Here is a 21,117-nt window from a genome sequence, read left to right on the forward strand (position 1 = left end):
ACAGCACTTAAAGAGCTTTAGCTATTTTCAACAGGCTTTGCTAGCCTTAAAGTTGTTATAAAAAATGCCACTCACCCTACAGCCTTGTTTTTCAAGGCTGTAGGGTGAGTTTCGAGCAACATGTTATGTATTATAAGCCTCTATTTTCTACCAGTGGAGGAAATCTCCTATGCTCTACAGAAATAAAGTCAAAAAAAACTGATGTTTTTTGATACTAAATTAACTTAAAGACCAAACTCCTTTAAAATCTTTTCCCGATATTCTTCATCATAAGAAACTTTCTTAAGATCATCTACTCGGCCTGCATCCAGAAGGCGGCCAACCAAAAGAGCTAGACGATTTTGTCCCTCCTCCAAGCCCTTTTCAAGACCTTGTTGTATTCCTTGTGCTAGACCTTTTTCTATGCCTTTCTCTATGCCTTCTTCCACTGCTTTTTTTCTATACTTCTCCAATAAGACATTCATCTTCTTTTCTCCTTCCCGATCTAATTTTCCTTCCTTTAATGAGGCTACTCTGTGAGACAAAACTTCAGACTGAATTTCTTTGGGATTGGCTTCTTTAAAATCCCTAGCCAATTTTCCTAATGTATTATCACTTTGTATTGCCGTATTGAAATAAAGGATATGGGAACCATCCTGAAATAAGCTACCGGACTTTCTGATAACTCTTTCGATCTGGTACAGTTGTTCTCCCTCTCCCAATACATCTTTATCTGTAATAAATATAACATAGCTTTCCGGTAATTTGGAAAACTTTTCTCCCTTCTTTAGGGTATGTGTATCCATAAGTGCGGCATGATAACGAGCCCTTTTAGGAATTGCTCCGGCAGATGAATTTTGTACTTCGATGTTATAAAGCAAGCCTTTTTCATCGGTGCAAAGGCAGTCCAATACCAAAGCTCTTCCATGCAGATTTGGCAGCCTCTTTTGAAGCCTTTGTTCCTTTAACTTTAAGGAAGATTTGCCCAAAATCGTTTGCAGAATATACTCCGTGCAAGCCTGCTCTTCCAGAACTACTTGCATAAAGAGGTCATCCATCAAAGTAAGAGAAGCAATGATTTTTTTCTTTTCTAGAGCATCCATCTTTTTTCTTGTACTCTTTAGATTAGCTTCTGAATAATCGATTGTTTTAGTATTAGACTTGGTAAAATTTGTTTTTTTCATAAGCCACCTGCTGAAAATAGAAATAATAGAAATAGATAAAGAAAAATTTATAGTCTTTAGAATAAATAAAAAAAATAGCGATATACGAATTAAAAATTTAATGTAGACTATTTAGAAAGTTGTGTGATTCATTGATTTATATTTTACAACGAGTTAAAGGAATCTCCTATACTCCACATTCGGATAATATCCGTATATGGATAATATAAAAGTATGGTTGATGAAATGGCACAGCACATCTTTCCCATGCCCATCCTCACCCTTCAACATATTCGTTAGCTTAGGAGCACTGCATATTCTCACCTTTTGGTATACCCTAAAACATAGGTGCACTGCATATCCACATCTTCGCCTATATCAAGAACTAAGGAGCACTGTCTACCCTTTAGCCACAAGGCAATCTGAGCCCCTCGGTACTTAACAAAAGCGAGCGAAGCGAAGCTTGCGTTTAGTACCGCTAGCCGGGCGAAGTTAGGGGAGCGTGCCTTGTGGCTAGAAGGTAGCTAGTGCTCCGAAGTTCTCTATATATGCAATGCCTTGTGTTTAGTATCGCTAGCCAGCCAAGCTTAGCGGATGCAGTTAAAATGTTCTAGTGCTCCGAAGCTCCGCTTTTATGCAGTCCCCCTTGCTATTATCCATTTTCAAGTAGTTTAAATAGATTGAACCGCCCTACAACCTTGATTTGCAAGGGTGTAGAGCGGTTTTTATCAACACGTTTTGGCCTATAAGCCTCTATTCTATAAGCCCAATCGGAATAAGCTTAAATCCAAATTTTTAGAAAAAAAAAGAACCCCGAAGGGTTCTTTTTTTTATAAACAGGAATTACTCTGTGTAGTATGTCTTTGTTCCTACAGTAACAGCATTTGGATGATCCTGGCTGGAAACAGTGTAAAGCTTCTTCTCACTATTGTAAAGAACTACACCATTCTTATCAGTAGCATAGTAGATATCATTGCTGTCCTTTAAGTTGGTCTTGCTAGACTGTACAGAACCGTTTGTGTTAACCAATACCTGTCCTACAAGAGATCCGGTAGAGGAAGTGTTGTAGTACTTAACACCTGTATTGCTAGAATCTAACTTCTTCACGTCAGAGCTATCTACCTTAACTCCAGCATAGTTAGAATCATCGTTGTTAGCCTTAAGAATCATACCATTCTTAGCATACTTCTTAATCTTAGAAACATAATCATTTGCAGCCTCACCGCTGTTGTTGAAGTACATCTCGTAGGTATCATCATCGAAATCTACCTTCTGGTATCCGGTCTTTCTGGAACCGTCCTTCTCAGCATCACCGGAGAAGTAATATACCTTACCGGAGATATTCAGTCCTGCATAAGTTGCTCCATCAAGATCCTGGTAATCGTTGTCGCCTACTCCTGAAGCAGCGTCGAAGTTGTTACGTCCATTAGGAGAACTTACTAAACCGGAAACCATACGTCCGATCTCATCGAAGGCATATACCTTACCCTTAATCCTTCTAACCCTATCTTTTACAATCTTGCCGCTGTTATCTGCATACCACCAAGAAGCGGAATCATTCTCAAAATCCTTCTGATTATAGGACTCAGCCGGAACAGCCCAAATCCACTGATTCTTTCTAGCACCGCCATCGCCGTTTACATAAACGATGCTGTCGGTTGCCATTGGCTTAGCACTGAAAGAGCTTCCGGACATCTTGGTTGCTGTGGACCAATCCTCAATCATACGACCCTTCTCATCGAAGTAGTAGGTCTGTCCGTTGATGGTCTTCTTCTTGTCACGAGAAATCTTTCCGTTGTCATCGAAGTAGAACCAAGCAGTGCTGTCCTCACCATTGTCGTTTACAGTTAACTGTACCCAACCGTGCTGAGCAGAACCGTCATCATATCCGCCATAGTAGTACTTAGCAGTTGTCCAAGCGTCATCGCCATTTACAAGAGCGGACTCATCGCCTAACCAACCGTAAAGCATCTTACCTTCCTGGTCGAAGAGATACTTCTTACCATTGATGGTCTTGATATCGGAAATAGTAAGCTTATCGTTTCTATCTCTGTAAGCCTTACCGTCTGCACCGAAGTACATCCATCTCTTATCGTTTCCGTCCTCTGTGGACTCGTCGAAGGATACCCACTGGTTAGTAACCATAGCACCGTCGCCGTTTACGAAATAATAATCATCGTTGTTCTGAACAACTTCGTTCTTAGCCATGTTTCCGTCGGATCCAAGGTAGAACCAGTAGTCTCCGGACTTTCTCCAAGCATCAGCAACAGCATTTCCCTCGTTGTCAAGGTACTGCCACTCACCTGTGGAATTGTTCCAGCCTGCAGCAAAAGTTACTGCAGAAGCTCCAATAGCAAGTAAAGCTGTTGCAGATAAAGCTGCAACCAATTTTGTTTGCTTTCTCATAATTAATGCACTCTCCTTTTTCATTCATGGAAATAATAATCCAAGTTGCGTGACGATTATAACCCTTAATTCTCTTCCATTCAAGAGTTTTTCTAAAGAAATTCTATTTTTTCTTCATTTTTAGGGCTCGCCCCGTTACCTGTCCCACTATAAACGATGTTTTCCTCCTTGTCTATTACAAAGGAAAAACAAATGCTTACGAAGTTCTTAAGCTAATTCTTAATACTTTCCTAATCAATTCTTTTGTTTTATAGCCGTATGTCCCTGTTGTTATGGGATTTTCCATAATAGTATTTGTAGCGAATCATCACAACGGGGTTTTAAAGATTTTCTACTCCCCCAGCTTCACCAGTCTCTTTTCTTCAAAGGACTTCTTCATGGCGAAGCAGATTTCTGTTGCCTTGGTTCCGTCGTATACGGAAAGCTTCGGCTTCTTCTTTTCGATAATGCACTGAATGAATTCCTGCATTTCTAAAAGGTACGCTTCATCAAATCTTTCCGGGAAGCTTTCTACACATTCCTGTCTTGCACCGTAGCGGTCATAAAGGATAGCAAGATTCTTCTCCGGTACAGGACTGATTCTAATGCTACCTTCCGTTCCTACAATTTCTGTTTCAATATGATAACCGTGGGCTGCGGTTCTTCCTACATGAAGCTCTGCAATTCCTCCATTTTCCAACTGGAACAATGCCGCACCGGTTTCTGTATCATTGCAGGATAAAAATTCCGGATGCTTGAAGTTTGCTCCCAGAGCATATACTTCCTTCACTTCACTTCCCAGGAACCAACGAATCAAATCCACATCATGGCTTGCCATGTCAATAAATAAGCCTCCGCTGGTAGGGGCAAACTTGATAGCTCCTTCCACAGCTGCCTCCGGGTCTATGCCGGTTGCCTTTACCATATAGGGGGTTCCGATAGCGCCCTCTTCAATCTTCTTCTTCGCGTAGCTGTAAGAGGGATCAAAACGACGCATAAAACCTAAGAAGAATACCTGGTCGGGATGGGCCTCCACTGCCTTCTCCGCCTTTTTACATTCTTCCACATCCACTCCAAGAGGCTTTTCTGTAAAGACATGAAGTCCCTTAGCCAAGGCTTTTTCAATCTGGTCACAGTGGCAGGGGCTGGAGCTTACGATAGCCACCGCATCTAAGTCCGCCTTTTCCAACATCTCTTCATAAGAAGTAAAAGTTTCTGAAACCTTTAACTCTTCCTTTGCGTACTGTAATTCTGCTTCCATAATAGAGCAGGCAGCCACCAGCTTCGCTCCGGGAATTTTGAAGGCAATGTTTCTTGCATGTACCTTTCCTAAGCGTCCCAGTCCTACGATGCCAACTTTAATTTCGCTCATAGTTTTCTCCTATTATTATATGTTTTCCATTTTGTTTTCGTATAAAATTTGCGGATTTGTTTCCTAATAGTGGAGTTATTCTTGCCACATATTCTAGGAACAAATCCGCCTTAGATTCCTTTTGGGCTATTTCGTTTATCGAATCAATAGACCAACTATGAAATTATTATAATTTCTTTTCCTGTCTTTATTTCTTTTTCTTCTGCATTCTCTCTCTTGTTACATCCAGAAGTACGGCTCCGATGATTACCAGACCAAGCACCAGGTTCTGCCAAGCAGAAGGTACGGAAAGCAGGGTAAATCCGTTTCTGAGTACCGCAATGATTAATGCGCCCAGCATGGTTCCCACCATGGTTCCCTTTCCTCCCATGAAGGAAGCACCGCCGATGATGCAGGCTGCGATTGCATCGGTATCATAGGGCTGAATTGCATTTGCACCGTTGGAGATTCCGGAACGACCGATGGATACGATCCCTGCAAAGCCTGCCATAAAGCCGGAAAGCACATAGCAGAAGGTTAATACATTGTCCGCATTAATTCCGGAAAGTCGGGTAGCCTCCATATTTCCTCCGGCACAGTAGATGGAACGACCTAAGGCAGTTTTTGTCAGAAGGATATGCATAAGAATGTAAATCAAAATTACCACTACGAAGCTGATAGGGAATCCCCCTAAGATGGTGGCACTTCCCAGTACCATGATGCCTTCTGCTCCGGTGTTGGAGAAGCTGATCATCTGAGAGGAAGTGATAATTAAAGCTGCTCCCCAAAGCACGTTCTTCATACCAAGGGTTGATACGAAGGGGTGAGGCAGGTGAAGACGGGTAAGAAGAAGACCGTTAATCAGTCCCACAACACCGCCTACTACAAGCACTGCCAAGAATAAAAATACCGGATTGGTCACTCCCATTCTTACCATAGCTCCTGCCACGCAGGCTCCGAAGGTTGCCGTAGCGCCTACAGAAAGGTCGATTCCTGCGGTAATCAGGGTGAGCAGCATTCCGGTGGAAAGCAGGGCATTAAAGGAGGTCTGCTTTAAGATGGACATCAAATTCGCCTTATCCAAGAAGTTGGGAGAAGCCAATGCCAATGCGATACAGAGAATAATCAGTGCCGCAAATGTTCCAATATAATTACTTAAATTTCCAAATTTTGATTTTTGCATCTTATACCTCCCAAGCTGCCTTCATCACGGATTCCTGATTAAAGGCATCTGTACTTCTTGACATTTCTCCGGTGATTCTTCCCTCACGCATAACCAGCACCCTGTCACTCATTCCCAGGATTTCCGGCATTTCGGAAGACACCATGATGACACATTTTCCCTCTTTTACCAAACGGTTAATCACCTGATACACCTCAACCTTGGCCCCTACGTCGATTCCTCTGGTAGGTTCATCCAAGATATAAATATCCGCATTGGTATTTAACCACTTTCCGATAACCACCTTCTGCTGGTTTCCTCCGGAAAGTTGTCCTACTCTTTCTTCCTGGCTGGGGCATTTAATACTTAACTCATTGATTCTGCCCTCACCCATGGTATCCATATCCTTCTTATTTAAGAATAATCCCTTCTTATAGCCCTTAAGGTTAGCCAGAATCAGGTTGTTCTGGATAGACTCATTTAAAATCAGTCCCTGTCCCTTACGGTCTTCGGTTAAGAAGGCAATTTTTGCCCGAATGGCATCCTTAGGATTCTTAATGTCCACCTTTTCCCCACGGATATAGATTTCTCCTCCGTCAATGGGGTCTGCTCCAAAGATGGCTCTCATGGTTTCCGTTCTTCCCGCACCTACCAGTCCGGAAAATCCTAAAACCTCGCCGCCGTAAGCCTTAAAGGATACGTTGTGAAGAACATCCTTTCGATTAAGATTCTTTACTTCCAACAAAGGCTGCTCTGAACGTACACCGACTTCCTTAGGGAACTGGTTGTCCAGGGAACGTCCTACCATGGCCTTAATCAGGCTATCATTGTCCCAATCCGCCACATCCTTGGTATCAATGTATTCGCCGTCTCGAATAACGGTGATTCGGTCGCAGAGCTGGAACAGCTCCTCCAGCTTATGGGATACGAAGATGATTCCGATTCCCTGCTCCCGTAAGTCTCTACAGATTTTCAAAAGCTCCTCTACCTCTTTTTCCGATAAGGAGGAGGTAGGCTCATCCATGATGATGCACTTGGCATTGGCCAGGAGTGCCTTAGAGATTTCAATCATCTGTTGAACGCCCATGCCGTAGTGCCCTGCCGGCTTCCGTACGTCCACGTCCAATCCCAATTTCTTCATCATGTCCTGGGCAATCTGGTGCATTTTCCCATAGTCCAGTAAAGGCCCTTTACGAATCCACTTGTTGATAAACATGTTGTCGGTTACCGAAAGCAGCTTCTCAATATTCAATTCTTGATATACGCAGGAGATTCCCGCAGAAATGGCCTGCTGTGGAGTTTTAAATTGTCTTTCCTGTCCTTCTACGATGATCTGCCCCTCATCCGGATGGTATACCCCAGTTAATACTTTAATCAGCGTAGACTTTCCTGCTCCATTCTCTCCGATCAATCCTAAAATCTCGCCTTTACGTACATCTAACTGCATCTTGCTTAGCGCAACCACACCGGGGAAGGTCTTGCGTACATCTTTCAGTTGTACAATACTTTCCTTCATGCTTTCCCCTTTATTTTACTCTTGTGTATAGTGCCTGTTATGATTTTCACAAAAATGTATTTGAAAAAAATTTCTTTTTTATCTTCTTTCGAGAAAAGGGATGTTTTCTTATGAGGAGAAACATCCCTTTGTTGTGCTTAGATTCACTTCATTTTGCTCGGAAGCATCCGCTCTCTTCCGGCTGATTTGATTTTCAAAGCTATGATTACTTTCCTAAGTAAGAGTTCAGGTCATCCAATCTCTTCTGCGCGTTGTCCTTTGTGATTACGGATACGCCGGAGTTGATGAACTCTGGAAGCTCTGTTCCGTTTAACTTTGCTACAGTTGCCGCTACAGACTTGTATCCCATGTCATAAGCTTCCTGTGCAACGGACATAGACTCTGTTCCGTCAAGGATAGCTTCACATGCAGACTTGATGCCGTCGAAGCCCATGAAAATGGTATTCTTGTATGCTTCGTTACCCTTAGCTGCTCTTGCTGCTGCGATAGCCATATCGTCATTGTTACAAGCGATGATAGCGATTCCTTCCGGGTGGTTCTGCATAATAGCTTCCATAGAAGTTACAGCCTTATCTGCTACTGCGTCAGCATACTGGATTTCCTTCTCCAAGAACTCTCCGCCTGCTTCATTGATACCTTCCTGATATCCCTTCAGTCTTGCAGTTGCTGTTCCGTCTCCCTGTACTCCGGAAATGGAGATGGCCTTAATCTCTGTCCAGCCTCTCTTCTTTGCTTCCTCAACAGCAGCCTTTCCGCCTTCCTTTGCCGCAGTGTCATTTGCAGTTCCTACGAAGGATAAAACTTCCTTAGCATCGATATTGGTATCTACTGCCACGATTGGCTTGGTCTGTCCTGCGATAAGAGTCTTTACCAGATCAGCCTGTAATGGAGCGATAACATATCCGTCATAGCTTCCGGAGTTTAAATCGGTCTCGATCATGTTCTGCTGCTCGTCATAAGCAGTCTCGGAGCTTGCGCCCTTAACCTCAACCTTAACGTTTGGGTGATCCTTCTCAAATGCCTTTGCTCCTGCTACCACATAGCTCCAGTACTCGGAGGAAGTGGTCTTTAAGATTACGTCAATCTTGTAATCTCCTTCGAAGCTTGCTCCGGCCAAGGGATCCTCGGAAGAACCGGACTTAGCCTCAGCCTTCTCCTCGGTCTTGCCATCCTTAGCTTCCTCGGACTTAGCCTCTCCGGACTTAGCCTCTTCGGACTTAGCCTCGGTTCCTGCATTTTCTGTCTTGGTCTCAGTCTTGTCACATCCTGTAAGAGCGAAGGAAAGAGCAGATGCTGCCATTAAAACTACAAGTGCTTTCTTAAACATTTTGATTACCTCTCTTATAAAATGGATTTTTGTTCCTCTTGGAACGGGTTAATTTATCGATCAAGAACTTTTCTCTTCTATATAGAAGAATTCCGCTCTTAGATTTCACTAAGCTGTACAGGGCGCTTCTCTAACAGAGACTTTCTTGCAGCCATAGCCACTCGTACGGACTCTAAACCGTCCTTACCGCCTACCGGTACTTCCTTGCCTTCCAATACTGCATCTACGAAGTCCTTCATTTCCGCAATAAAGGCGTCGTTATATCTCTCTAAGAAGAACCAGGTTGGCTTTGCTCCCTCAACACCGGATGCAGTGCTGATATAAGCTTCATTTTCCAGATTGTTGTTGTCCTGTACACAGCCCTTTTCGCAATGTACTTCCACTCTCTGGTCATAGCCGTATGGAGCCTGACGACAGTTGTCGATTACGCCGATGGCACCGTTGGCAAACTTCAAGGTTACAATAGCGGTATCCACATCGTCATACTTTGCAAAATCAGGATTTACCAGACAAGCGCCTACGGTATTTACCTCGGTAATGTCGGATCCTGCAAGGTAACGAACCATATCGAAGTCGTGAATCATCATATCCATGAAGATTCCGCCGGATACTGCCACATAGGACATGGGTGGTGCTTCAGGGTCTCTGGAGCAAACCTTTACCACATAGGGCTTTCCTAACTGTCCGGAAGCTACCACATCTCTTACCTTCTTGTGAGAACGGTCGAAGCGGCGAACAAATCCAAGCTGTAATTTCACCCCTGCCTTCTCAACCTCAGCCAAAGCTTCCTTAATCTTATCCAAGTCGGTATGAATTGGCTTCTCACAGAAAATCTGCTTTCCTGCTCTTGCGGACTGGATAATGAAATCTGCGTGGGTGTCTGTGGAAGAACAAATCAAAACCGCCTCTACCTCTTTGTTCTCAAAAACATCCTTGGGATCCTTGCTACAGTTTGTGATACCGATACCCTTAGCCCAGGCTTCCATCTCTTCGTTTAAGAAGGGGTCTACTGCCACAATGATTTCCGCATTGGGGAGACTGTTTTGGATGTTCATGGCATGAAGCTTTCCGATTCTGCCCATTCCCAAAAGTCCCATTTTTACTGTTTTTCCCATAATTCCTCCTTTTGTATTTTTACTCCGCTATCCTTCTTCGGAGTTTTTTACTTCTGTCTATTGTTGTCTTCCTATAGCTGCGTTCCTACAATTTCGTCCATCAAAGGATTTAATCGCCTTTTCTTCTGCGATGTTCTATGGTTTTTTCTCGGCTTATAGTCCGGTCTTCTCGTGAATGTACTTTCTAGCCTTGATAGCGTACTCTAACGGATTTGCCTTTGCAGGATCCTGCTCAGCCTCTACCAGTACCCAACCTTCATAGCCGGATTCTTCGATAATCTTGAACAATGGAGCAAAGTCCACATCTCCGTCACCGGGAACGGTAAAGCATCCTTCTCTTACGCTCTTTAAGAAGCTCCAATGATTCTTTCTGGACTCCTCTACCACAGCCTTTCTTAAATCCTTTAAGTGGATGTGGCGAACTCTGGAGATATACTTCTTTAAAACCTTCTCAGGGTCAATTCCTGCAAAGGAGCAGTGTCCGCTGTCGAAAAGCAGGAATACATACTCGGGATCCACTTCCGCCATAAAGCGGTCGATTTCTTCCTCGGTCTGTACTACGGTTCCCATGTGGTGGTGGAAGGTAAGAATCATGCCCTCTTCCTTGGCAATCTTACCCAGCTTGTTTAAGCCCTCGGTAAGCTTCTTCCACTCCTCATCATTCATCACATACTTGCCTTCCAAAATAGGCTGATCCAGCTTTCCCTGGGTGCTGTAGCTTTGCTCGGAAACACCGATTCTCTTTGCGCCAACAGCCTTTAAGAATGCCAGCTCCTTACGGAAAGCCTCTTCTGTCTCCTCGTAGGGCTTGGAAATCAGGAAGGAGGAGAACCAACGGTTACAGATGGTTAAGCCTCTTAAGTCCAAAGCCTTCTTCAGCTCTACAGGATCTGTAGGATAGTGACTTCCTACCTCTGTTCCGGAAAATCCTGCCAAAGCCATTTCGGAAACGGTCTGCTGAAAGGTATTTTCCTTTCCCAAATCCGGCATATCATCATTGGTCCAGCCGATGGGGGCAATGCCCAGAGAAATTTTTTCCTTGTTTAACATAGTTTGCTCCTTTTTCTCAACTCTCGCAGCAATGCTGCTTTTATTTTCTACAAGAGAATGAGCTTCTGTTTCCTTCCTCTTGCTTAAAACTTTGCATCATGTAGCCAGGTGTAGCGCTCATCCTCGCAACGGTCTGTCTGGTTCCAGGGCTTTCCGGGTAAATGTCGAATCATCCAGCAGGTGTACATCAGAAATCCCGGTGCCACTGCTTGAGGATGTAAGCATCCTCCGGGGATTGCGGAAAAGCTTCCGTCTACGGATTTGAATACCTTGTCTCCTACGAAGCTGGCGCCAAAACCCTCCGGTCTGTCAAACTTGAAGTAATAGCATTCCGGCTGATCGTGTCTATGGGGCAGGTAGCCGGACCAGTTTCCTCTATCGTTTAAGACCTCTCCCAAAACCATGTTGGAAAGGGGGGCAATTTCATGGTCGAAAATGGTGTTTACCTGACGGTTGGCTACATTGCCAAACTTTCCCTTTGCGCCGGAGTAAATCCAGGGCGCATCCTTTGGCTCATAAAACTCTGTGGGAAAATCCTTTTCATTTTCCGTACACTGTACAAGAATTTCGCTATCCTCCAGAGCCCTAATCAAAACCTCTTTTCCCTTGGAAAGATGTACTGCATAGGGTCCTTCAGTAAAGACATCCTTACGGCTTCCTTCTTTTTCCGTTCCTTCATAGACAAACTTGATTTTTCCGGAGAGAAGCAATACGGCAAACTCTTCCTTTTCCTTGGAAAAACGTCTTTCCTCTCCCTTTTTCATCCGATATACCCGGATGTCCATCAGCATATCCCGGTATTCATTTTCATAGGTGCAAAGAATCTGCTCGCCCTCCGCACTGAACTCCGGATATCCAAATACTTTTTTCTCCATATTTCCTGACTTTCTCTAGTACTTTCTAGCCTCTTCTCTGTGACGAATCACTTCTTCGTAAGCTTCCTTAACAGATGCCTTCTCGGAAACCGCAGCCATTCCTACGTCCCACCAAGCTTCATAGCCGTTGGTCATAGTCTTGGGGATAACCTTTAAGTCAAAGAGACAAGTTCTATCCTGCTTCTTCGCGTCCTCTAAGGCTTCTTCCAATTCCTGAACGGTCTTACAGGTATAGGTCTTTAAGCCGTAGCCCTCTCCCACCTTGGCATAGTCCACAAGAATCAGCTCACCCTCAGGCTTCTGTCCTGTGGTATAGCGGAACTCTGTGGCAATACTGCCTACGCCGTGGGTCATCTCCAGATTGTTGATGCAACCGAAGCCGCAGTTGTCAAAGACAAGGATGTTTACCTTCTTCTTTTCCTGCACGATGGTCATAATCTCGGAGTGAAGCATCTGGAAGGAGCCGTCTCCCACCACTGCATAAACTTCCTTCTCCGGCTCTGCCATCTTTACTCCAAGGGTTGCAGCTACTTCGTAGCCCATGCAGGAGTAGCCGTACTCTGCGTGATAAGCGTAGCGGGAATCTGTTGTCCAAAGCCTCTGCATACAGCTGGGAAGGGAGCCTCCTGCTGTGATGACGATACCGTCTGCAGGCATCTTTCTCCGAAGAGCGGCGATTGCTGCGGTCTGGGTAAGATAGCCTTTCGTCTTTTCCACAAACTCCGGAATGGTTCTCGGGTCTCTTTCCGGTACCAATGGCTCGAATCCTTCTTCCTTATAGGCATATTCAGCCAAACGATTATATTCCTTATCCCATTCCGCCTTACAGCTTTCGATTTCTCCCTTGTAAGCGGAACGATAATTCTTTTCTCTTAATGCCTTAGCCAGTTCTTCCAAAGTAGCCTTGGCATCGCCTACCGCCTTGATGGCATCCATCTTATAGGCATGGTAGCGGTTGTTGTTAATAGTAAGAACCTGCACTCCCTCTTCTCTGAAGAGCCACTTGGAGCCGGTAGTAAAGTCGGACAGGCGAGAACCGATAGCCAGCACCGTATCCGCTTCTTTAGCAATACGATTTGCCGCCAAGGTTCCGGTAACACCGATTCCTCCTAAGCAGTAAGGATCAGAGGACTTACAAGCACTCTTTCCGGCCTGTGTCTCTCCGAAAGGAATATTGAATTCCTTACAGAAGGCTTCCACAGCCTCCCCGGCCTCACTATATTTTACGCCTCCACCTACAACGATAAGAGGTTTCTTGCTCTTAGAAAGGGCATCTGCCAAATCCTGCACTTCTTCCTTCGCCGCAGATACTCTGCTGATTCTGTGTACTCTCTTTTGGAAGAAATACTCCGGATAATCGTATGCCTCTCCTTCCACATCCTGGCAGAGACCGATAGCCACCGCTCCGCATTCGGAAGGATCGGTAAGAACTCTCATGGCCTGAATCAGAGCAGACATAATCATTTCCGGTCTGGTAATTCTGTCCCAGTATTTGCAAAGTGGCTTAAATGCGTCATTGGTGGTTACCGCAAGACTGCCTAAGTTCTCCAGCTGCTGTAAAACCGGATCCGGCTGTCTGGAAGCGAAGGTATCCGCCGGGAAAAGTAACAATGGAATATTATTCACTGTTGCTGTAGCTGCTGCTACCAGCATATTGGCGGAACCGGGACCTACAGAGGAAGTACAGGGAATAATCTTTCTCCGATTATGCTGCTTAGCAAAGGCGATAGCCGCATGGCACATTCCCTGCTCATTTCTTCCCTGCATTACATGGAGACTTCCGGGATTTTCGTCCAAAGCCTGACCGATTCCTAAGGCAATTCCATGACCGAAGATGGTGAAAAAGCCCTCTACAAACTTGCTCTCTTTTCCGTCAAAACACACATACTGCTGATCCAAAAACTTTACAATGGCTTGAGCCACCGTTAAACGAATTGTCTTCTCCATTTTCCACTCCTATACTCTGGCAATCATCTCTCCGTACTGTTCTTTTTCTTCCTTAATGAAGGCCTGAAGCTCTTCTGTTGTGGGAAGATCCACAGAACAGTTGTTGGAGCGAACCATCATTGCCGCCTCTGCAGAACCATTTTCCAAACAAACAATCATCTCTTCTCCTTTAAATAAAGAAGATAAAAATGCTGCATTGTAGCCGTCTCCGCCGCCAAAGCCCTTTCTGGCCTCTACCGGGAATGGCTTAATGCTGTAGGCCTTTCCGTCCTTGGTATAGGCTGTAGAGCCCTTCATACCATGCTTGATAACCAAAATCGTGGCGTTTTGAGAGAACCAGTATTTAGCACTTTCCTCATCACTCATGCCCTTTTGGATGAACTGCTCTGTTAAGTCAAATTCCTCTCTGGAGCCGATAATCAAGTCCGCTTCCTTCGCCACCTGTGCATAATAGATGCCGATTTCATCCTGATTCTTCCAGTTATAAGCACGGTAGTCGATATCGAAAATGAGCTTTACGCCATTTTTCTTTGCCAGCATCACAGCCTTTAAGGCTGCCTCTCTGGAGGGGCTCTCCGCCAGTGCAGTTCCGGAAATCAAAATCGCCTTTGCTTTCTTGATATATTCCTCATCGATATGCTCTACAGAAAGGGATAAATCCGCCGCCTGATTTCTATACATCAGTATGGAGCTTTCCGACTTGGAACGCATCTCCGTGAAGGTAAGCCCAAGCTTCTCTCCCTGCTGCGCCCGAGCAATGTGACTGGTATCCACACCCTTTTCGGAAAGGAAGTTAATCACAAAGTCTCCAAACTGGTCATCGGATACGCAGGAGAAAAATCCCGCCTTTAGGCCATGCTTCTGTACGCCCAATGCGGAGTTTGCAGGACTGCCTCCAACAAACATTTCAAAGAAATGCACCTTCTCCAAGGGCTTAAACTCTTCCTTTACTTCCTTGGAATAAGCCGGATTGAAATCAATGGCTACTCTTCCTAAAAAGATAATATCCAGTTCCTTACTCTGATCTAATGAAAAAAGTTCCATTTTTTCTCCTCCGAAAATCCTATTCTTTTCCTGCAAACACCAGAATATGATGTTTTGCCGTCTTTTCTACTTCTTCAACCGCTCTTTTACTCATCTTATAGAAGTCTCCCTTGGGATTCTCCTCACAATACTCTTTACAAGCCCTTACCACTGCCGCAGCCAGTGCTGTTGCGATGTTTATTTTCTGAATGCCCAGGTGGCTGGCTCTTTGGAAGTCCTCATCAGAAATCCCTGAACCTCCGTGAAGTACTAAAAATTGTTCCGGTAAGGCCTGATGAATTTCTTCCAAAATATCGAATCGAAGCTTCGGTTCTCCGTCATAATTGCCGTGCTTGTTTCCAATAGCAATGGCCAAAGCCGTTACTCCTGTCTCTTGACAAAAGCGAAGGGCATCTTCCTTCTTGGTATAGGCCACACCATGATCCACACCGCCGCCTTCTCCCTTTCCCACCAGTCCAAGCTCCGCTTCCACATCCGCGTCATAGCTTTTCGCCATTTCGATTACTTTCTTTGTGTTAGCGATATTTTCCTCAATCGGAAGGAGAGAACCGTCATACATGACGGAGGTAAATCCCATCTGAAGAGCCTTCTCAATGGTTTCAAAGGTCAAACCATGATCCAAATGTACCGCAACATCTATAGAAGAATTCTTCGCCGCCGAAAGCATCATGGGTCCCATCAGTTCCAGGGGAGCCGTTCCGAATCTCGCCTCCGCCAGCTGCAAAATCACAGGAATCTTCAGTTCCTCAACAGCCGCCATCACGCCCATCAGACTTTCCATGCTATAAACGCTCAGGGAGGCACAGGCTCTGTTCTCTTTTCTTGCATTTTCCAGCAACTTACTCATCTTTACCAGTGGCATTTTACTTTCCCCCTTAACTACCTAAGACTTCCTCACTAATTACGAAAAATATTATCAATTCATTGCTTTTATGTCAATACAATTTGCAAATTATGGTTAATTTCTACCTATTTATGGGTAAGTTTTTGTAAAATCTAGCAGATAAACTTTGGGGATTTCATAAAATTTACAAGTCAATATAAAAAGGAACTTGCTCATTCTGTTTTTTTAAGTAAAAAACAGGATGAAAAGTCCCTTTTGGATAAAAGTTTTTCTGAAAGTCCTCGTCTACTAATAAAGAAGCTTTACATGATTTTTGCTTAATACTTCAATATAGTCCTCCGGAGGACAGGTATCCGTTACCAAACAATCAAAGTCCTGGAAATCTCCAAAGGTATAAAGGGCAGTTTTTCCGAACTTGGAATGATCCACCATCAGATTTTTAACTCCGGAGCGTTCCAAAACTTCTTTTTTTATACTGTATTCGTAAGCGGAGGCGTTGGTCATGCCCTTCTGTAAGGATACACCGGTGGCCGCCATAAAGGCCTGATCAATATTATAAATCCGCAGTTGATCCACTGTCTCCAGCCCCACAAAGGACATTGTCTCCCGTCTAAGGCTTCCCGGCAGCATCAAAAGCTGCAGTTTCGGATAGTCCTTTGCCATATAGGCTACTCTTAAGCTGTTGGTGATAATCATACAAGAAACATGACCGATATACTTTACCAGATTTACACAGGAGCTTCCGGTATCAATAAAGATGGTATCCCCCTCCTTCACCAGTTCCCCGGCCAATTGACAAATCTTTTCTTTCTCTTCCTTATGGCTGATATTTCTTTCGGAAAATGCGGATAACTCTACTTCCTTCCCTGCATTTTCCTTGGCCTTTACTCCGCCGTATACCTTTTTAATATTTCCCCGCAAAAGTAATTCGTCTATATCTCTTCGCACCGTATTTTTAGAAATTCGATATTTTTCGCAGAGTTCATCCAAGCTGCTGTCCTTCTGCGCCAAAATATATTCTTCCATATCATCCAAACGTTTATCCCTCATGCTTTTCCTCCATCTCGACCTTTCTCTCCTTCATTCCCCTTATTATACATATTCCCTCTTCTTTTTCATGCATTTTTTGGTAAATTTCAAGTTACCCCTTGACATATACCATAGATATGCTAACATTATACTCAACATTTACCCATTTTTCAAGAATGTTGACAAAGGAGGAGTAACATGGGAGTAAAAAGAATGAACTATTGCATCAACGGTGAGTGGGTTCCCTCTAAGACGGATAAATATATGCCTATTACGGATTCCAGCACCGGCGAAGTGATTGCTGAGGTACCAAGCTGTACTAAGGAAGAGGTTTTGGCTGCAATTGCCTCTGCCCAGGAAGCTTTTCCTGCTTGGAGCGCATTGTCTATTTCCAAGAGAACCCAGTATATGTTTACTTGGAGAGATGTTCTGATTAAGCATAAGGAGGAGTTATCTCAGCTTTGTGCCAAGGAGCTTGGAAAGACCATCGGTGAGGCTAGAGGAGACGTACAGAAGGCTATTGAGCCTACAGAGTTGGCTTGTGCTATTCCTGACCTTCTGCAGGGCGAAACCTCCATGAATGTAACCACAGGTTATGACACCGCTACTTATAAAGCACCTCTTGGTGTAGTTGCCGGCATTGTTCCCATGAACTTCCCTGCTATGATTCCTTGGGGTTGGATGGTTCCTGTGGCAATTGCTACCGGAAATACCGTTGTATTAAAGGCTAACAGCCAGACTCCTCTTACTTCCATGAGAATATTGGAGCTTTTCTACGAAGAAGCACATTTCCCAAAGGGTGTTGTAAACCTGGTAACCTGCGGAAGAGAAGAAGCGGATATCCTTTTGAAGGATGAGCGTATTAAGGCCGTTACCTTTGTAGGAACCACTAAGGTAGGTAAGGAAGTTTATTCCGTTGCTGCAGCTCACGGCAAGCGTGTTCAGTCTCAGACAGAGGCAAAGAACCATGCTCTCCTCTTAGAGGATGCTGATTTAGAGAGTGCAACCAATGCCATTGTCAACTCTACTTACGGATGTGCAGGAATGCGTTGTATGGCTCTTCCTGTAATCGTGGTTCAGGAAAGCATTGCCGATAAGTTTGTAGCACTCTTAAAGCAGAAGGCACAGGCTATGAAGATCGGTGCCGCTTATGATGAGGATACCAAGTTAGGCCCTGTTGTTTCTGCAAAGCATAAGGAAAGCGTATTGAACTGGATTCAGAAGGGTATTGATGAAGGTGCTGAGCTTGTATTGGATGGTAGAGATGTAAAGGTTCCCGGCTTAGAGAACGGATTCTTCGTTGGACCAACCATCTTCGACCATGTTACTAAGGATATGAGCATCGGTGATTGCGAAATCTTTGGACCGGTTACTTGTATCAAGAGAGTGAAGAACTATGAAGAGGGTATCGCTATCATGAACGCTAACCCCTTCGCTAACGGTTCTGCAATCTTCACCCAGAGCGGCTACTATGCAAGACGTTTCGCTATGGAGACTGATGGAGGAATGGTCGGAATCAATGTAGGAATTCCTGTTCCAACAGCTTACTTCCCATTCTCCGGAAACAAGGATTCCTTCTTCGGAGACCTTCACGTTCTTGGAAGAGACGGCGTTCGCTTCTTTACCAGAGCAAAGACTGTAACCACACACTGGTTCGATGAGAAGTCCGCTCACAGAAAAGTAGGAACTTGGGAAGGAAGTACTGATGTTTAATCCGGATTCGGAATTGAAGATCCTAAAATAGCCTATATAATCTTAAACAGCAAAAAGCTTGTATGCGATATTAAAAAGGTTTTCTACGCAGTATAGGTCTGAAAATGGGGCACGCTCTCGCTAGCTTCGCCACGTAGGGGATACTAAGCGAAAAACTTCCTTACAGTCGTTTTTCGCAAGTACCCACGGGCTCAGACTACCCCCTTTCAGACCTATACTGCCAGAAAACCATCGCAAATCTCTTCATGTTATGCAAGCTTTTTGGTGACATAAAAGAGTTTGTAAAATAATTAAGCTTTTGTCTATGCATTAATAGGTCTAAAACCGGGGCAATCTGAACCCGCCCCGGTTTTAGACCTATTATGCATATACGCTGTTCTTTTATTTTACAGCACCTCCAGAATCCGCTCCACCATAGATTCTCTATCCATGTGATATTCTTTCATCAAGGCTTCCAAATCATATTCGTCATAGAATTCTTTTTCCAGACCTAAGCTTAGTACCTTCATTGGCTTTAAGCTATAGAAGGAAGCAATTTTCTCTGCAAAACCTCCGGACAAAATGCCGTCCTCTAAGACCACCACCAACTCATGGTCTTTTTCCAGATTTTCCAGATACGCTTTATCCAAATGAGATAGAATACCGGGGTTAATTAAGCTGGGCTTAATGCCGGTCTTTTTCTCAAAGTTTTTCGCCCCTTCTCTTCCTTCTTCATACAAGGAGCCAGTTGCAAAGATGGCGACCTTCTTACCCCTTTGGATTTCCTGATAGGAAACAGGGAAGAAACTCTTCTTTACCGGTGCTTCGTCCTCCAGCACATTTCCTTCCGGTGCAAAAATCAGTACCGGATGCTCCTGCTGTTCTAAAGCCCAATCCAGTAAAGAGAAATATTCTCCTTTAAAGGCCGGCGCAAAGATTAAAAGATTCGGGATGGAATTGGCCATGGCCAAAAGATACAGTCCAAGGTGGGTTTTATCCCGCATTCCCAAAATAGAGGCGCTGTTTACCACCATGGTGATGGGAAGGGAATTGATGGCTGCATCGTGGGAAATCTGATCATAGGCTCTTTGCAGGAAGGTAGCGGATGTGAAAAATACAGGTTTTGCTCCATTTTTTGCGGCACCGCAAGCAAGGGTTACTCCTGTCTGCTCCGCAATCCCCACATCCACAAACTGCTTTCCCGCCTCTTTCCTTTGCTTCGCATGAAATCCCATGCCACCGGGCACTCCTGCGGTAATGGCCATAACCGCCGGATCCTTCTTCATTTTCGCCAGCAAAAATTCTGCTGTAAGTTCTCCGATATCCTCCCCGGGAAAATCGTATTCTTCTCTGGTTTTTCCCGTTTCCAAATGGAAGGGCAGATGCCAGTGCCAGCTTTCCTTATCCTGCTCCGCAAACTTAAGTCCCTTACCCTTTGCGGTATGAATGTGAAGCACCACCGGCTTTTCGTAGCTTTTCGCCTTTTCCAAAGCCTTTACCAAAGACTCCACATCATTTCCCTGCTCCTCATATAGATATTCCAGTCCCATAGCCCGGAACAGATTATCCTCTACCTGACCATTACTTTCCCTAAGGCGCTTCAAGCCCTTATACATGCCTCCGTGATTTTCCGCAATGGACATTTCATTATCATTTAAAATGATGAGTAGTTGGCTCTCCTGCTCCCCCGCATTGCTTAATCCTTCCAACGCCATTCCGCCGGAAAGGGAACCGTCTCCAATTACCGCCACCACCTTTTCCGTTCCGGAAAGTAAGTCTCTGGCTTTGGCAAGTCCCAGTGCCAAGTCAATGGAGGTTGAGGTGTGTCCGATGGAAAACAAATCATAGGGGCTTTCCTTAGGGTCGGTATAGGGTCCCACTTCATCATAGGAAGCCTCTTCCATATAAGCCTTTTTTCTACCTGTCAGCATCTTATGGGGATAGGTCTGATGAGAAACATCAAAGACAATCTTATCCTTCGGGGTATCAAAAACTCTGTGCAGAGCAATAGTCGCCTCCACAAAACCTAAGTCCGGTCCCACATGTCCCATGTGTTTACTGGCTCTTTCAATCAGAAAATTCCGCATTTCCTCTGCCAGGGTATTCAAGTCTCCCATGGAACACTGCTTCAAATCCTCCGGGCTATTGATTCTTTCTAAAACCATAAAGCCACCTCTCCCTTTCTACTCTCTCCTACTTTATACTCTCTTCTACTTTTTATGCTCTCCTACTTTTTACTATCTCACACTCTCTCCTACACAATTCCGCGAAACGTCTTATCCTATTACAGTGGAAAATATCCTTCTGCTCTATACTGTAAAGCCTCTATATTCTCATGCAGTCTTTCAGCTTTGTCAATCGAAAGTCAGCTAAGGCTATATTCCTAATTCTAAATCCACAGCACTGTCATAGACTTCAACCATACCACAATTAGACAACTAAAAAAGGAAGTCTGGAATATACAGTCCATGAATAGCTTCGTGCAATATAGCTCTAAAGAGGGGTAATCTGAACCCGTCTGTACTTACAGAAAGCGAATGAAATGAAGCTTGATGTTAGTACAGCTACGAGGTGAAGTTAGCGAGAGCGTGCCCCGCTTTAGAGTTATATGCTATAGAAGCGATGATTTCACTGTGAT

The 21,117-nt window shown here is 44.4% G+C and carries 15 protein-coding genes; 1 reads left to right on the forward strand and 14 read right to left on the reverse strand.

The features are described from left to right. Positions 1-224: 224 nt before the first annotated feature. The 13 genes from RYO92_RS03330 to RYO92_RS03390 form a co-directional block, all read right to left on the reverse strand. The gene (locus tag RYO92_RS03330) at positions 225-1,163 is read right to left on the reverse strand and encodes an Rpn family recombination-promoting nuclease/putative transposase (protein ID WP_315369485.1); all 939 of its coding nucleotides are present in this window, start codon (positions 1,161-1,163) and stop codon (positions 225-227) included. 822 nt (positions 1,164-1,985) lie between these two features. Further along, the gene (locus tag RYO92_RS03335) at positions 1,986-3,548 is read right to left on the reverse strand and encodes a hypothetical protein (protein WP_315369486.1); all 1,563 of its coding nucleotides are present in this window, start codon (positions 3,546-3,548) and stop codon (positions 1,986-1,988) included. Between the two features lie 331 nt (positions 3,549-3,879). Then, entirely contained in the window at positions 3,880-4,899 is a 1,020-nt protein-coding gene (locus RYO92_RS03340) for a Gfo/Idh/MocA family protein (RefSeq protein WP_315369487.1), read from the reverse strand. A gap of 187 nt (positions 4,900-5,086) precedes the next feature. Then, a complete protein-coding gene (locus RYO92_RS03345) occupies positions 5,087-6,061 on the reverse strand; it encodes an ABC transporter permease (protein WP_007157884.1) in 975 nt (324 codons plus the stop codon). 1 nt (position 6,062) lies between these two features. After that, positions 6,063-7,556 (reverse strand): sugar ABC transporter ATP-binding protein, encoded by a 1,494-nt coding sequence (locus RYO92_RS03350; protein ID WP_007157885.1) that lies wholly within the window; start codon positions 7,554-7,556, stop codon positions 6,063-6,065. 205 nt (positions 7,557-7,761) lie between these two features. Continuing rightward, positions 7,762-8,883 (reverse strand): sugar ABC transporter substrate-binding protein, encoded by a 1,122-nt coding sequence (locus RYO92_RS03355; RefSeq protein ID WP_315369488.1) that lies wholly within the window; start codon positions 8,881-8,883, stop codon positions 7,762-7,764. Between the two features lie 98 nt (positions 8,884-8,981). Then, positions 8,982-9,998 carry an inositol 2-dehydrogenase gene (gene iolG / locus RYO92_RS03360; protein ID WP_304069847.1) on the reverse strand — a complete coding sequence of 339 codons (1,017 nt, stop codon included), beginning with the start codon at positions 9,996-9,998 and terminating at the stop codon, positions 8,982-8,984. Between the two features lie 153 nt (positions 9,999-10,151). Next, positions 10,152-11,048, reverse strand: a complete 897-nt coding sequence (gene iolE / locus RYO92_RS03365) for a myo-inosose-2 dehydratase (protein ID WP_007157889.1) — start codon at positions 11,046-11,048, stop codon at positions 10,152-10,154. An 83-nt stretch (positions 11,049-11,131) separates the two neighbouring features. Then, positions 11,132-11,923: a 5-deoxy-glucuronate isomerase gene (locus tag RYO92_RS03370; RefSeq protein WP_315369489.1), complete on the reverse strand. Its 792-nt coding sequence runs from the start codon at positions 11,921-11,923 to the stop codon at positions 11,132-11,134. A 15-nt stretch (positions 11,924-11,938) separates the two neighbouring features. Continuing rightward, the gene (gene iolD / locus RYO92_RS03375; protein ID WP_315369490.1) at positions 11,939-13,870 is read right to left on the reverse strand and encodes a 3D-(3,5/4)-trihydroxycyclohexane-1,2-dione acylhydrolase (decyclizing); all 1,932 of its coding nucleotides are present in this window, start codon (positions 13,868-13,870) and stop codon (positions 11,939-11,941) included. A gap of 9 nt (positions 13,871-13,879) precedes the next feature. After that, a complete protein-coding gene (iolC, locus tag RYO92_RS03380; protein WP_315365560.1) occupies positions 13,880-14,914 on the reverse strand; it encodes a 5-dehydro-2-deoxygluconokinase in 1,035 nt (344 codons plus the stop codon). A gap of 19 nt (positions 14,915-14,933) precedes the next feature. Then, on the reverse strand, positions 14,934-15,776 hold the full coding sequence (locus RYO92_RS03385) for a ketose-bisphosphate aldolase (protein WP_315365561.1): 843 nt from the start codon (positions 15,774-15,776) through the stop codon (positions 14,934-14,936). A gap of 270 nt (positions 15,777-16,046) precedes the next feature. Next, a complete protein-coding gene (locus tag RYO92_RS03390) occupies positions 16,047-16,808 on the reverse strand; it encodes a DeoR/GlpR family DNA-binding transcription regulator (protein ID WP_315369491.1) in 762 nt (253 codons plus the stop codon). Between the two features lie 177 nt (positions 16,809-16,985). Here RYO92_RS03390 and RYO92_RS03395 point away from each other — a divergent pair, with 177 nt between their 5' ends. Beyond that, on the forward strand, positions 16,986-18,500 hold the full coding sequence (locus RYO92_RS03395; protein WP_315369492.1) for a CoA-acylating methylmalonate-semialdehyde dehydrogenase: 1,515 nt from the start codon (positions 16,986-16,988) through the stop codon (positions 18,498-18,500). 386 nt (positions 18,501-18,886) lie between these two features. On the opposite strand, the gene RYO92_RS03400 is transcribed toward RYO92_RS03395, so the two are convergent. Next, entirely contained in the window at positions 18,887-20,644 is a 1,758-nt protein-coding gene (locus RYO92_RS03400) for a 1-deoxy-D-xylulose-5-phosphate synthase (protein ID WP_315369493.1), read from the reverse strand. Between the last annotated feature and the right edge of the window lie 473 nt (positions 20,645-21,117).

The organism is Oribacterium sinus, assembly GCF_963553175.1.
Lineage (GTDB): Bacteria > Bacillota > Clostridia > Lachnospirales > Lachnospiraceae > Oribacterium > Oribacterium sinus_B.